Consider the following 12,388-nt stretch of genomic DNA (forward strand, 5'->3'; position numbering starts at 1 on the left):
CAGAGGCGATGGCAGTCGTGGATGATGGGCGACGCGCCCGGCGCAAGCCGGGGGTGGTGCGCGCCGAGGACGTTCTCGCACCGGAACTCCTCGACGACCCCATGGTGGACCGCGAGTACCTGGCACAGGTCTTCCGGGACCCGCGCAAGTTCCTGCCGCCGCCGCGGGTGACCCCGGCGAAGACCAAGCCGGAGCCCGCCCGCGAACCGGAACACCCGGTGGCCAAGTGGACCAAGCTGGCCGGTCTCGTGCTGTCCGCCGGGCTGCTCGCCGGCGCGATCGCGGTCGCCTCGACGAAACAGCAGAACACCACCGCGCCGCGGGCCAGCTGGGCCGCCTCGCTCGACGCCTTCGCGCTCCCGGCCGACGCCACCCCGCGGCCCGGCAACGGCGCGGCGGCCGCCGCGCCACCGGCCACCAAGACCCCGGGCGCCGCCCCGACGACCGCGGCGAACCGGCCGGCCGCGCCCGCGCAGCCGACGACCTCCGCTCCGGCGACCCCGGAGGCCAAGGACGCCGCCGACAAGGTCGCCGCGGTGCGCAACTTCTACCGGGTGCTCGACGAACGGCCGCGGGACGCGCTGTCCCTGCTCGACCCGGTCCTGACCCGCACCCAGGCGGACAGCCTGGTCGCGGCCTGGTCGGGGATGGACAAGATCCGGGTCGTCGACGCCCGGCCGCAGCCGGACGGTTCCGTGCTCGCCGTGGTCACCATGGTCCAGCACGACGGCGTCCACCTGCGGATCACCCAGTCGCTGAGCATGGCCGCGGACGCGCCTGGAATGATCACCGAGGTCCGGCTGCTCTCCGCGGAACGGCTCGACTGCGCGGCTTCGGGTGATTGCTCTCACTCGTGAGCCGGAGGCAACGTTCCCGGGTCCCGATGCGTGCCAAATGTGTGTGCGCAGAGTGAGCGCCTAGCCTTGTCACGAGTCGGTCTCGGGAAAGCCGGCACGTGGACCACGAAATGTGCATACGCTCGCACCCGTGCCGCGCGTGAAGCGGGCGGCCACTGCGTGAATGACGGAGTCCCAAGGGAGGTCGCGTGAGCGACGAGGGTCGCCTGGTCGCCGGCCGGTACCGCATCGTCCAGCGGATCGGTACCGGTGCGATGGGCGCCGTCTGGCAGGCGCATGACGAGGTCCTGGCCCGCACGGTCGCGATCAAGCAGCTCCTGCTCCAGCCGGGTCTCGAGGAGCACGAAGCCGAGGACGCCAGGCAGCGCACCATGCGCGAAGGCCGGATCGCGGCCCGCCTGCACCACCCGAACGCGATCACCGTGTTCGACGTCGTGACCGACGACAACGGGCAGCCCTGCCTGATCATGGAGTACCTCGAGTCGACGAGCCTGGCGCAGGTGCTGCAGGAGCACCGGACGCTGGACCCGATCGAGGTCGCGCGGATCGGCGCGCAGGTGGCTTCGGCGCTCAAGGAGGCGCACGCGGTCGGGATCGTGCACCGCGACATCAAGCCGGGCAACATCCTGCTGGCCAGCAACGGCCTGGTGAAGATCACCGACTTCGGCATCTCGCGGGCGAAGGACGACGTCACGGTCACCAAGACCGGGATGATCGCCGGGACGCCCGCCTACCTCGCGCCGGAGGTCGCCATCGGCGGCGACCCGGGGCCCGAATCGGACGTGTTCTCGCTGGGCTCCACGTTGTACGCGGCCTGCGAAGGCCAGCCGCCGTTCGGGCTGAGCGAGAACACGCTCGGCCTGCTGCACGCGGTGGCCGCGGGCCAGATCAACCCGCCGCGCCAGTCCGGGCCGCTGGCCAGCGTGCTGGCCGTCCTGCTGCACCCGGAGACCCAGCACCGGCCGACCGCCGAGGAGTCCGAGGAACTGCTCGACGCGGTGGCCCGCGGCGAAACCCCGCTCGGCGGGTCCGAGGACGCGACCCGGATCAGCCCGGCGGGCGGCGCCATCGCGGGCGCGCTCGGTGGCGCGGCCCTCGGCGCCGCGGCGGCGGAGGGCACCCGCGCGTTCGGCGCGGACGACGTGGTTCCGGCCGGGCACTCCGGCACCCTGGCCGACCAGCCGGCCGGTGGCTTCTACGACGACGAGCCGGAGGGCTCCTACGCGGCGGCCTCGGGCTACCCCGAAGACGATTACGACCGCGGTCCCGCGCCGACCCGCGCGGTTCCGGTCCCCGGCCGCGACGACTACGACGATTTCGACGACGGCTACGACTCGCCGCCCCCGCCGCCCCGCCAACGGAGTGCGGAGGAGCCGGACGAGGAGGACCGGCCGGGCCGGTGGAAGAAGCCCGCGCTGATCGGTGGCCTGGTGCTGGTCGCCATGGTGGCCATGGGGATCTGGCTGTTCAGCCCGAAGAACGGCGGCGAGGCCAACCAGGACCAGAAACCGCCCGCCCCGCCGCCGGTGACCACGACCTCGACGACCACGCCGGAACCGTCGACGACCGTGGAGAGCCCGACCGATTCGCCTTCGTCCAGCACGAAGAACTCGTCGTCGCGGCGGACCTCGGAGCAGTCGCAGGAGAAGCCGCCGCCGAACACCGGCAGGCCGACGCAGAGCAAGCCGACTACGTCGAGTTCCAGCAAGCCCGACCCGACCACCACTACGAGCGATACACCGCCCACCTCTTCGAGCAACTGATCCTGGGCTCAGTGGGCAGCAGGCAGGTCGCCCATTAGGGTGGCTTATAACCATCCGAAACGCGTCGTGACGAGAGGCAGATTTGATCGCTGAGGGCTCGCTCGTCGCCAATCGCTACCGGCTCGATCAGCCGATCGGCCGTGGCCGCGCCGGAATCGTCTGGCTGGCGCACGACACGATGTTGAACCGGACGGTCGCGGCCAAGCGGATGTACGTCCCCGCCGGTCTGGACCAGTCACGTGCGGTGCAGACCCGGGCCCAGGCGGTCCAGGAAGGCCGGGACGCCACCAAGGTCGTGCACAACTGCGCGATCACCGTGCACGACGTGGTCCTCGACGGCGTGGATCCGTGGCTGGTGATGGAGTACGTCCCGTCCCGGAACATGTCGGATTTCCTCGGCGAGCACGGCCGGTTGACCCCGGAACAGACCGCCTTCCTCGGGATCCAGCTCGCCTCGGCGCTGAGTGCGGCGCATGGCGCCGGGATCGTGCACCGCTCGCTCAATCCGGGCAACGTGCTGCTCGCCGACGACGGCGGCGTGAAGGTCACCGACTTCGGGATCACCGGCGGCGGCTCGGATCCGGCGTACACCGCGCCCGAACTGGCCCGGGGCGAGCCCGCCACGCCCGCGGCGGACGCGTTCTCCCTGGGCGCGACGCTCTACCTGGCCGTCGAGGGCGTACCGCCGTGCAGCGAGCAGGGCACCGGTCCGGTGCGCCCGCCCGAGCAGGCCGGTCCGCTGGCCGGGGCGCTGGAGAAGCTGCTGCGCGCCGATCCGATGGCCCGCCCCACCATGGCCGACACCACGGTCTCCTTCCAGGCCATCACGCAGGGGCGGCAGACCATGTTCATCCCGCCGACCGCACCGGCGATGCCGACCGTGCCGGTCGCCTCGGCGGTCCGGCCCGCGCCCGCTCAGCTGACCCGGGCGCCCCGGGCGACGATCAAGGTGCCGTCGAACATCCGGGTGTGGATCCTGTCCATCGCCGCGATCCTGGTGGCGATCGCGGTGGGCATCGGGATCACCGAACTCCTCATGATGCTCTAGCCGTTTCGATCCCGTCCAGGCTGGCCCGCATCGCCTCGAGCAACCTGGCGACCGCGGGCTGGTCGCGGGCGTGCGCGGCGACCGCCGCGTGGATGGAGCGGAACGGCTCCGGCCGGGCCAGTTTCCGGACCACCACGCCGGGATGCGGTGTGCCCAGCCCGAGTTCCGGCACCAGGGTGACCCCGAGTCCGGCGGCCACGAACCCTTGCGCGGTCTGGTAATCCTCGGATTCCACCCCGAAGTTCGGCGAGAATCCGGCGGCCGCGCAGGCGTCCAGCATGATGTCGCGGCACGGCCCCGGTGGCCATTCGTTGCCCACCCAGGTCTCCTCGGCGAGCGCGGCGAGGTGCACCACCCGCTTGCGGGCGAGCGGATGCCCCTTGGGCAGCACCGCGCGGTACGGGTCGTCGAGCAGGTGCACCAGCGAGACGCCCTTGCCCGCCGGTTCGCGCCGGGGCAGCACCACGATCGCCACCTCGGCCCGCCCGGCTTCCACGTCGGGCAGCGGGTCGTCGGGTTCGGTGAGCTTGAGGTCGAGCTGGACGCCCGGGTACTCGCGCCGGATCGCGGCGACCGCGGGCGGCACCAGCCGGGCCCCGGCCGTGGCGAAGTAGCGGATGCCCAGCCGCCCGGTGCGGCCGTCCTTGAGCTCGGCGAGCGCCGCCTCGGCCCGGGCCAGCTGGGCGCTCATGATCTCGGCGTGCTCGGAGAGCAGGGTTCCGGCCGGGGTGGGCCGCACACCGCGGCCGACCCGTTCCAGCAGCTCGACCCCGGCCTCACGCTCCAAAGTGGACAGTTGCTGGCTGATGGCGGACGGGGTGTAGCCGAGGTTGCGGGCCGCGGCGGTGATCGATCCGCTGGTGATCACCGCGCGGAGCACCTGCAGGCGCCGCACGTCGAGCATGCCTTGATCTTACAGTTCTTCTTAAGCGTTCCTGCAGTTAATTTCGCTTGTCCTTATACCTGGTGGGAGCCAGTCTTGATCTCGGATCGAGGAGGGAACGAGTGGTCGAGACTGGGGGCGGCGCGCGGCGCGCCGAGGTGAAGGTGCTGCTGCAGATGGCGGCGCTCGCGTTGATGTGGGGGTCGAGCTTCTTCTGGATCAAGCTCGGCCTGAACGCGTTCTCGCCGGTGCAACTGGTGCTCGGGCGGCTCGTGCTCGGCGCGGCCGCGCTCCTGGTGATCTGCTTCCTCCAGCGCGACCGGCTGCCCGGGCGGCGGCGGATCTGGGGGTACCTGCTGGTCGCGGCGCTGTTCCACAACGCCCTGCCGTTTCTGCTCTTCGCCATCGGCGAGCAGACCGTCGACTCCGGGATCACCGGGGTGCTGAACTCGACGACCCCGCTCTGGGCGCTGCTGGCCGCGGTGCTGTTCGGGGTCGACCGGCGACTGTCCGGGCCCCGGCTGCTCGGGCTCGCGCTCGGGCTGGGCGGGATCGTGCTCATCTTCGCGCCGTGGCAGGCGTCCGGGCTGCTGAGCTGGGGCGCGCTCGCGTGCCTCACCGCGGCCGCGAGCTACGGGTTCGTGTTCGTCTACGAGGACCGGTACCTGTCGAACACGGGCACCCCGCCGGTGGCGCTGGCCGGGGCGCAGATGATCCTGGCCAGCGGGTTCATGCTGCTGGTGATGCCGGTGGGCGGGACGAGCCCGGTGCACCTGGACGCGGGTGCGGTGCTCGCCGTGGTGATCCTCGGGGTGTTCTCCACCGGGATCGCGTTCGCCATGAACTACCGGCTGCTCGCGACCGAGGGGGCGGTGGCGACCTCGGCGGTCGGCTACCTGCTGCCGGTGGTCTCGGTCCTGCTGGGCACGGTGTTCCTGAACGAGCAGCTCAACTTCCGGGTGATCGCCGGCATGCTCGTGGTGCTGGCCGGGGTCGCGCTGACCCGGGTGAAGCGGCGGGCCCCGGCGCCTCAGCCCGAACTCGCGGCGGCGGCGAGCAGCCCGGCGCAGACCACCTCGACCCAGAAGTAGAACCAGACCGGGTAGAAGCGGGCGGGCCGGTCGGCGAACCGGGCGACCAGCCGGCCGAAGGCCATCCCGCCCAGCGCCACGGCGACCGAAACGGCGACCCCGGTGCGCAGCCCGCCCGCGTCCGCGGCGGCGAGCGCGAGCAGGGCGCCGATCGCGACGCCGAAGCCGCCGTAGACCGCGCGCACCTCGGTGCGCGCCTCGGCGGCGGTCAGCTCGATCCCGAACGGCCGGACGAGCGCGCCCGGCGCGGCGAGCCCGAGCACCCCCATGCCGAGGAAGAACACGGCGACGATCCCGATCAGCGCGGCAGCCATGCGCCGAGCATCCCCGCCACCCGGCCACCGCGCTTCCAGGAACCTGCTACGGGTTCTCGTTTAGCCCGCTAAACGAGAACGCCCTGGCCCAGGGGCTACTCGAACACGGTCAGCCCGCTAAACGAGGCGGCGGTCGGATGCCCAGCGGGAGAGTTCGTACCGGTTGGACAGCTGGGTCTTGCGCAGCACGCTGGAGACGTGCGTCTCGACGGTCTTCACCGAGATGAACAGCTCGGACGCGATCTCCTTGTACGCGTACCCGCGCGCCAGCAGCCGCAGCACGTCCCGTTCCCGCGGGGTGAGCAGGTCCAGCTCCGGGTCGCTGATCGGCGCCGAACCGGGCCGGTCGGCGAACGCGTCCAGCACGAACCCGGCCAGCCGCGGCGAGAACACCGCGTCCCCGTCGGCCACCCGCACCACCGCGCGGACCAGTTCCTTCGACGAGATCGTCTTGGTGACGTACCCGCGCGCGCCCGCCCGGATCACCGCGATCACGTCCTCCGCGGCGTCCGACACCGACAGCGCCAGGAACACCACGTCCGGCAGTTCGGGCCGGACCCGGCGCAGCACCTCGGCGCCGCCGCCGTCCGGCATGTGCACATCCAGCAGCACCACCTGCGGCCTGGACCGCGCGATCCCCGCCACCGCTTCGGCGACCGAACCCGCCTCGCCGACCACCTGGACCTCGTCGGTGATCGAGTCCAGCTCGGTGCGCACCCCGGCGCGGAACAGCGCATGGTCGTCGACCAGGAAGACCTTGACCGGTTCCCGGGTCTGCTCGTTCTCCGTCACGCCACTCCCTTGGCCGCTTTGATCGGCATCTGCAGCTGCACCTCGGTGCCCTCACCGGGCGCCGTCCGCAGCCGGCACGTGCCACCGTTGCGCTCCATCCTGCCCCGGATCGAATCCGCCAGGCCATGCCGGTCGGCCGGAACCACCTCCGGATCGAACCCCTTCCCCCGATCGCGCACGAACACCGTCACCGAGGTGGGCTCCACCTCGGCGTAAACACTCACCTGGTCGACGCCCGCGTGCTTCGCCGCGTTGACGATCGCCTCGCGCGCGGCCTGCACCAGCGCGGTCAGCGATTCGTCCAGTTCGGCCTCCCCCACCACGACCTGCTGCACCGAGATCGCGAAGGTGTCCTCGACCTCGCCGCACGCGGTGGCCAGCGCCCCCGACAGCCGTCCGCCGTGCGCGTCCTCCGCCGACTCCGACCGGTCCTGGCCCTTGCCGTAGCCGGACGGCCCGTACAGCCAGCCGCGCAGCTCCCGCTCCTGGCCGCGCGCCAGCCGCGCCACCTCACGCGGCGATTCGGCCTGCTTCTGGATCAGCGCAAGCGTTTGCAGCACCGAGTCGTGCAGGTGCGCGGCGATCTCCGCGCGCTCCTCGGTGCGGATGCGCGCCCGGCGCTCCTCGCCCAGGTCGCGGACCAGCCGCAGCCAGAACGGGACGGTCAGCACCGCGACCCCGACCAGCGTGGCCAGCACCGCGATCAGCGCGAACTGGACCTGGTCGAGGCTGCCGCTGCGCAGCACCACGACCCCGATGCCGGTGGTCACCAGCGCCACCCCGGCCAGCACCCGCAGCGCCGCGGACCAGCCGCCGCCCCCGACCACCGCACCGGCCACGCCGCCCTTGGCCCCGGCCATCCAGCGCCGCCGCTGCGACTCGTCGGCCTCCCGCCAGACGACCGCGGCGCCGATCGACGCCACCGCCAGCGGCACCGCGACCCAGCCGCTGATCAGCCCGGACAGCGTGCCCCCGGCGACCGCCAGCCCCATGCCGAGCGCGAGCAGACCGAACGCCTGCTGGCGTTCCTTCGGCGTGCCCTGGTTGGCCGCGTCCTCGTGCGACTGCTGCTGCACGAACACCCAGAGCATGCCGTAGATGAACAGCCCCGCCCCGCCGAACGCGGCGAGGATGGCGAAGGCCGCCCGCACCCACAGCACCTTGACGCCGAGGTGGTCGGCCAGTCCCCCGGCGACCCCGGCGAGCACGCGCCCGGAGCGCCGCCGGTACATCTTGGGCGGCCCGTTCTCGGCGAGCGCGCCCGGTTCGGCGGGGGTGAGGGCGCCGCCGTCCGGCCGCTGCTCGACGGCGAGGTTCGTCTCCGCCGGGTCGGCGTGGGCCTGGTCCTGCATGAACCCCATGGTCACATGACAACCGGCGGGAATCATCAGGGAAGCCCCTGATCCGGCGGCCGTGGCCGCGGCGGAAAACCTCAGGGACCTTCCCGGATGTGCCCGCCCGTCCGGATGCCGCATCCTCGATGTCATGAGTGGCGCAGCGGATTCACAGGTGCCGAAGCAACATGGCCCCGGCTTCGAGGACACGATCAAGGACTTCTGGGCCAGCCGGCCGCGCCGCCCGATCGCCGGGCGGAAGGTCGCCGGGGTGGCGGCCGCGATCGGCAACCGGTACGGCATCGACCCGGTCGTGGTGCGCGTCGCGCTCGTCGCCGCGACCATCTTCGGCGGCGCCGGTCTGGTGGTCTACCTGCTGGGCTGGTTGTTCTTCCCGGAAGAGCGGGACGAGGTGTCCGCGTTCGAGGGCATGATCAACCAGGGGCGCAGCTCCACCTCGACCGGTTTCGCCGTGCTGCTGTGCATCCTGCTGATCCCGGGGAGCGGCTGGGCCTTCTCCGGCGGCTGGTTCGACAACGGGTTCGGGGCCGGCGGGTTCGCCGGGCTCGCCCTGTTCGCCGCGGCGCTGTACCTGCTGCACCGCCAGCGCGGGCACCTCAACCGCCCCGCCGCAGCGGTTCGGACGCCGGACCCCTACGACCCCGCGAACCCGCACACCGCGGCGTTCGCCATGACCGACAACGGGACGGACACCGTGCACACTTCGACCGCCACGGCCGGCGAGACCGATCGCCCGAACCCGCCGGGCGCCTGGGATCCGCTCGGCGCCGCGCCGCTGTCCTGGGACCTGCCCGATCCGGACCCCGCACCGCTCCCACCGCCACCGCCGCCGCCCGCGCCGCGGCCGAAGTCCAAGATCGGTGTGGCGGCCTTCGGGGTCGCGCTGCTGGTCGCCGGGGTCGGCACGGCCCTGGGGGTGACCGGCGAGGAGTGGTTCTCCCCGCAGCACATCATCGGCCTGGCGCTCGCGGTGCTCGGCGTCGGCATGGTGGCCGGATCGTTCGCCGGGGGCGGGCGCGGCCTGATCGGGCTGGCAATCCCGCTGTCGATCGCGGGCATGGTCCTGACCGCGGTGCCGTTCGACAACTTCCGCGGCGGAGTCGGCGATCTGAACGCCACCCCGCGCACCGCGGCCGAGCTGCAGCCGGTCTACCAGCACGCGGCCGGGGACATCGATCTCGACCTGACCCAGCTCCCGGTGGCCGTGCCGGTGGACGTCACGGTCCGCAACGGCGCCGGGAACAGCAAGGTGACCGTGCCGGAGAACGCGGACGTCACGTTCAACTGCCAGACCAGAGCCGGGAACGTCGAGTGCCTCGGCCACGAGTCCAACGGCGTCGGCAGCCCGCCGGTGACCGGTGTCGACAACGGCGCCGACGGCGTCGGCGGGGCGAAGATCAACCTGCGGGTGGAGAACACCGCCGGAGAGGTGGAGGTGCGCCGTGGCTGAGCCCGGGTACGACTACGACCGCGACGACACCGCGACCGAACCGGCGGCCCGCCGGCGCGGGGTGGACGTGTTCACCCTGATCGTCGGGATCGCCACCCTGCTGGTCTCGGCCTACGTCCTCTCCGACGGGGCGTCCTGGCTGCCGAGCTTCGACCTGCGCTGGGTGCTGGCCGGGGGCGCGGTGCTCGTCGGGGTGCTGATGCTGGGCGCCTCGATGCGCCCGGGCCGCAAGAAACACCACGGTTAAGCCAAATCTCGGGGGAAACACAGCGGAGCCGCTCAGCGCCGGGGGCTGAGCGGCTCCGCCAATGTTTCCCGGAGCCGCTTGCGCGCGCGGTAGGCCAGCGCGTGCACGGCATTCGGCTTCATCGCGAGCAATCGGGCCACTTCGGCGATCGGCTGCTGCTCGATGTCGATCAGCCACACGATCAGGCGCCAGCGCAGCGGCAGGCCGCGCACCGCGCGGATCAGTTCGACGTTCTCCCCCCGCGCCGCGTTCTCGCTCACCACGATCAGCATCGGATCGAGGTCGACCGCGGCCAGCTCGATGTCCTCCTCGAGCCGCTCCCGCCGCCGCTCGCGGTACCGGTCGGCCAGGACGTGGCGCAGCGTTGTCTTGCTGTAGGCCAGAAAACCCTCGTCGGTCGGCCCGCGCCCGCGCAGCAACGCGTTGAGCACCCGCTCGAAGGTCTCGGAAACCAGTTCGTCCACTTCCTGGGCGCGCACCAGGGATCCGGCGTAGTCGCGCGTCGCCTGCACGTGGTCGCGGAACAGCGGCTCGAAATCGCGGACCGATCCCGCGCGCACCCGGTCCGTCAGCTGCGCACCCATCGATCCACATCCCCGCGTCCGCGACCATGAAAACCGGCGCTACGACCCTAACGAGTGCACATGTGCATTTGCATCACACCAAATGAGTGAACCTCTGTAACAGGCCGCGCTACTAAGGTGACCGCATGGCAGCAGGCCCAGAACGAACCCGCCGCAAGGCGATCTTCGGCCGGTACATGCAGGGGCTCCGCGAACGCTGCGAACCGAAACTCACCCCGGACGCGCTCGCCCGGGAAACGCACGCGGCCCGGACCACCATCACCAGAATGGAAGGCGGGCTGACCACGCCCGGTTTTCTGCTCGTCCGGACGTTGCTCGGCATTTACGGCGCCACCGAAGAAGAACGGCACCGCGCCGAACAACTGTGGGAAGCCGCGAAAGCCGACACCACCCGAATCGTGCACGCGGACGACATGCCGGCCAAATACCGGGCATTTCGCCGCGACGAGTCGGACGCCGATTTCGAGCGCACGCTGGACACGGTGATCATCCCGGGCATGTTGCAGACCCCCGGGTACGCCGCCGAGGTCTGGCAGGGCGCGCACCGGCTCACCCGCTCCCCCGGCGGCGAGTCGATCGCGGCCGCGGAACGGCAAACCCGGCAAGAGTTGTTGCGGCGTAAGGACAAACCGCTGAAACTGCATGCCCTGATCGACGAGGCCGCGCTGCGCCGCATGCTCGGCGGCCCGCGGGTGATGGCCGAGCAGCTCGATCACCTGCTCGCGGTCGGCACCTGGGCGAACGTGACGATCCAGGTGCTGCCGTTCGCCCTAGGCGCCTATGGCCCGCTCGCCGGGCCGATGATCCTGCTCAGTTACGACAGCCCGGACGAACCGGATGTGGCCTATCTGGAGTACATCGCGGGTGGCGAATCGGTGGAGAATGAGCACGATGTCGCCGCGCTTTCCGCGGTTTTCGACGATGCCGCCCGGAAGGCACTGAATCCCCGGAAATCGGCGGCATTCATCACGGTTATACGAGACGGGATCGAGAATCGATGAGCATCAAGCGGACGTGGCGGAAGAGCAGCCGTAGCTCGGCTGAGAACGCCTGCGTCGAGCTGTCCGTCGGTCAGGCGCGGACCAGTATCAGGGACACGAAGAACCCGTGCGGCGGTGTGCTGACCGTCGACGCGGCCGCATTCGGCGCGTTCCTCGCCCTGGTCAAAACGGGGCGGCGCCGTTCGGACGCCTAGCGACTCGCCGGGCTACCTCACGATCCCGGTGACCGTGAGCGCCAGCCCGGCCACGAACGCCACGAGCACGCCCGCCGCGAGGAACTGGTGCCGCCGGGTGCGATCCCGGCGCAGTTCGTCCTCGGTGCGCCCGGAGATGATGAAGTGGCCCTTCTCCTCGGGCTTGCCGATCACCAGCGGGCCGATCTTGTCGTGCACCTCGCCGAGGATGTACAACGGACGGCCGGGGCGGATCACCCATTCTTTGTAGTGGAAGCCGATCGTGCTGTCGCGCCCGCCGGCGAGGAAGTTCGGCAGCTTGATGCCGAACAGATCGACCGCTTCGCCACCGCCCCGGTGCGGTTCGAACCGGTGGACGGTCTGCTCGACGGCCTCGGGCTGGGTGCCGTTCGGGTCGACGCCGATCGTGCGGCCCTCGTCGTCCAGGATCGCGTACCCCTCGAACGAGGTGTGCTCGGCGACCTTCTCCTTGCGCTTGGAGTAGTGCCGCTTGCCGTCCCGGTACTCCACGTGCTCGTACTCGCGGTCGATCCGGTAGCGGTACCAGACGCAGTCGATCTTGCTGATCTCCGCGGTGATCACGCCCTCCGGCCGCGGATGCGCGTGGCCGACCACCTCGGCGATCTTGCGGAACCCGCCCCGCGCGCCGAGTTCGTCGGAGATCCCGCGCAGCCGTTCGAGTTCGGGAATCGACAGCGTCTCGGTGCCGATCATCGCGTGCAGTTCGCTCTTCGTGTGCCGCATGTAGAAGAACCCCGCCACCGCGGCCAGGATCAGCAGCACCCCGAAGATGATGAGCCCCACCGTGC

General features: G+C 71.3%; 14 protein-coding genes. 8 read left to right on the top strand and 6 right to left on the bottom strand.

Translation table 11 applies throughout. The annotated features are described in order from the left end of the window. Nucleotides 1-8 precede the first annotated feature (8 nt). From FXO23_RS04625 to FXO23_RS04635, 3 genes are all read left to right on the top strand, one after another. Nucleotides 9-857: a hypothetical protein gene (locus tag FXO23_RS04625; RefSeq protein ID WP_158881103.1), complete on the top strand. Its 849-nt coding sequence runs from the start codon at nucleotides 9-11 to the stop codon at nucleotides 855-857. Between the two features lie 188 nt (nucleotides 858-1,045). Beyond that, a complete protein-coding gene (locus FXO23_RS04630) occupies nucleotides 1,046-2,620 on the top strand; it encodes a serine/threonine-protein kinase (protein WP_158881105.1) in 1,575 nt (524 codons plus the stop codon). A gap of 82 nt (nucleotides 2,621-2,702) precedes the next feature. After that, nucleotides 2,703-3,668 carry a serine/threonine-protein kinase gene (locus FXO23_RS04635; RefSeq protein ID WP_158881107.1) on the top strand — a complete coding sequence of 322 codons (966 nt, stop codon included), beginning with the start codon at nucleotides 2,703-2,705 and terminating at the stop codon, nucleotides 3,666-3,668. Here the strand turns inward: FXO23_RS04635 and FXO23_RS04640 are convergent. Next, entirely contained in the window at nucleotides 3,655-4,572 is a 918-nt protein-coding gene (locus FXO23_RS04640) for a LysR family transcriptional regulator (protein WP_158881109.1), read from the bottom strand. The two genes, FXO23_RS04635 and FXO23_RS04640, sit on opposite strands and share 14 nt — an antisense overlap. A gap of 155 nt (nucleotides 4,573-4,727) precedes the next feature. Here FXO23_RS04640 and FXO23_RS04645 point away from each other — a divergent pair, with 155 nt between their 5' ends. Continuing rightward, nucleotides 4,728-5,642, top strand: a complete 915-nt coding sequence (locus FXO23_RS04645; RefSeq protein ID WP_158881605.1) for a DMT family transporter — start codon at nucleotides 4,728-4,730, stop codon at nucleotides 5,640-5,642. Here FXO23_RS04645 and FXO23_RS04650 read toward each other — a convergent pair. The 3 genes from FXO23_RS04650 to FXO23_RS04660 all read right to left on the bottom strand — a co-directional run bounded on the left by FXO23_RS04650 (nucleotide 5,582) and on the right by FXO23_RS04660 (nucleotide 8,100). Then, nucleotides 5,582-5,956, bottom strand: coding sequence for a DUF4345 family protein (locus tag FXO23_RS04650; protein ID WP_158881111.1), 375 nt, complete (start codon nucleotides 5,954-5,956; stop codon nucleotides 5,582-5,584). The genes FXO23_RS04645 and FXO23_RS04650 overlap by 61 nt on opposite strands. A 117-nt stretch (nucleotides 5,957-6,073) precedes the next feature. Beyond that, nucleotides 6,074-6,748: a response regulator gene (locus tag FXO23_RS04655; protein WP_158881113.1), complete on the bottom strand. Its 675-nt coding sequence runs from the start codon at nucleotides 6,746-6,748 to the stop codon at nucleotides 6,074-6,076. Next, the gene (locus FXO23_RS04660) at nucleotides 6,745-8,100 is read right to left on the bottom strand and encodes a PspC domain-containing protein (RefSeq protein ID WP_158881115.1); all 1,356 of its coding nucleotides are present in this window, start codon (nucleotides 8,098-8,100) and stop codon (nucleotides 6,745-6,747) included. Before FXO23_RS04660 ends, FXO23_RS04655 begins: the two co-directional genes overlap by 4 nt. Before the next feature lie 133 nt (nucleotides 8,101-8,233). Between FXO23_RS04660 and FXO23_RS04665 the strand changes: the two genes are divergently transcribed. Together FXO23_RS04665 and FXO23_RS04670 are read left to right on the top strand one after the other, a co-directional pair. Continuing rightward, nucleotides 8,234-9,553, top strand: a complete 1,320-nt coding sequence (locus FXO23_RS04665) for a PspC domain-containing protein (protein ID WP_158881117.1) — start codon at nucleotides 8,234-8,236, stop codon at nucleotides 9,551-9,553. Continuing rightward, a complete protein-coding gene (locus FXO23_RS04670; RefSeq protein ID WP_158881119.1) occupies nucleotides 9,546-9,800 on the top strand; it encodes a hypothetical protein in 255 nt (84 codons plus the stop codon). The genes FXO23_RS04665 and FXO23_RS04670 overlap by 8 nt, the downstream gene beginning before the upstream one ends. A 32-nt stretch (nucleotides 9,801-9,832) precedes the next feature. Here the strand turns inward: FXO23_RS04670 and FXO23_RS04675 are convergent, their stop codons facing one another. Then, the gene (locus tag FXO23_RS04675; RefSeq protein ID WP_158881121.1) at nucleotides 9,833-10,384 is read right to left on the bottom strand and encodes an RNA polymerase sigma factor; all 552 of its coding nucleotides are present in this window, start codon (nucleotides 10,382-10,384) and stop codon (nucleotides 9,833-9,835) included. A gap of 125 nt (nucleotides 10,385-10,509) precedes the next feature. Between FXO23_RS04675 and FXO23_RS04680 the strand changes: the two genes are divergently transcribed. Then, nucleotides 10,510-11,385 (top strand): helix-turn-helix domain-containing protein, encoded by an 876-nt coding sequence (locus FXO23_RS04680; protein ID WP_158881123.1) that lies wholly within the window; start codon nucleotides 10,510-10,512, stop codon nucleotides 11,383-11,385. Then, the gene (locus FXO23_RS04685) at nucleotides 11,382-11,579 is read left to right on the top strand and encodes a DUF397 domain-containing protein (protein WP_158881125.1); all 198 of its coding nucleotides are present in this window, start codon (nucleotides 11,382-11,384) and stop codon (nucleotides 11,577-11,579) included. The genes FXO23_RS04680 and FXO23_RS04685 overlap by 4 nt, the downstream gene beginning before the upstream one ends. A 12-nt stretch (nucleotides 11,580-11,591) precedes the next feature. Here FXO23_RS04685 and FXO23_RS04690 read toward each other — a convergent pair whose 3' ends face one another. Continuing rightward, nucleotides 11,592-12,383, bottom strand: a complete 792-nt coding sequence (locus tag FXO23_RS04690) for an E3 ubiquitin ligase family protein (protein WP_425484837.1) — start codon at nucleotides 12,381-12,383, stop codon at nucleotides 11,592-11,594. Nucleotides 12,384-12,388: the final 5 nt, after the last annotated feature.

The sequence above is a fragment of the Amycolatopsis anabasis genome, from assembly GCF_009765355.1.
GTDB lineage: Bacteria > Actinomycetota > Actinomycetes > Mycobacteriales > Pseudonocardiaceae > Amycolatopsis > Amycolatopsis anabasis.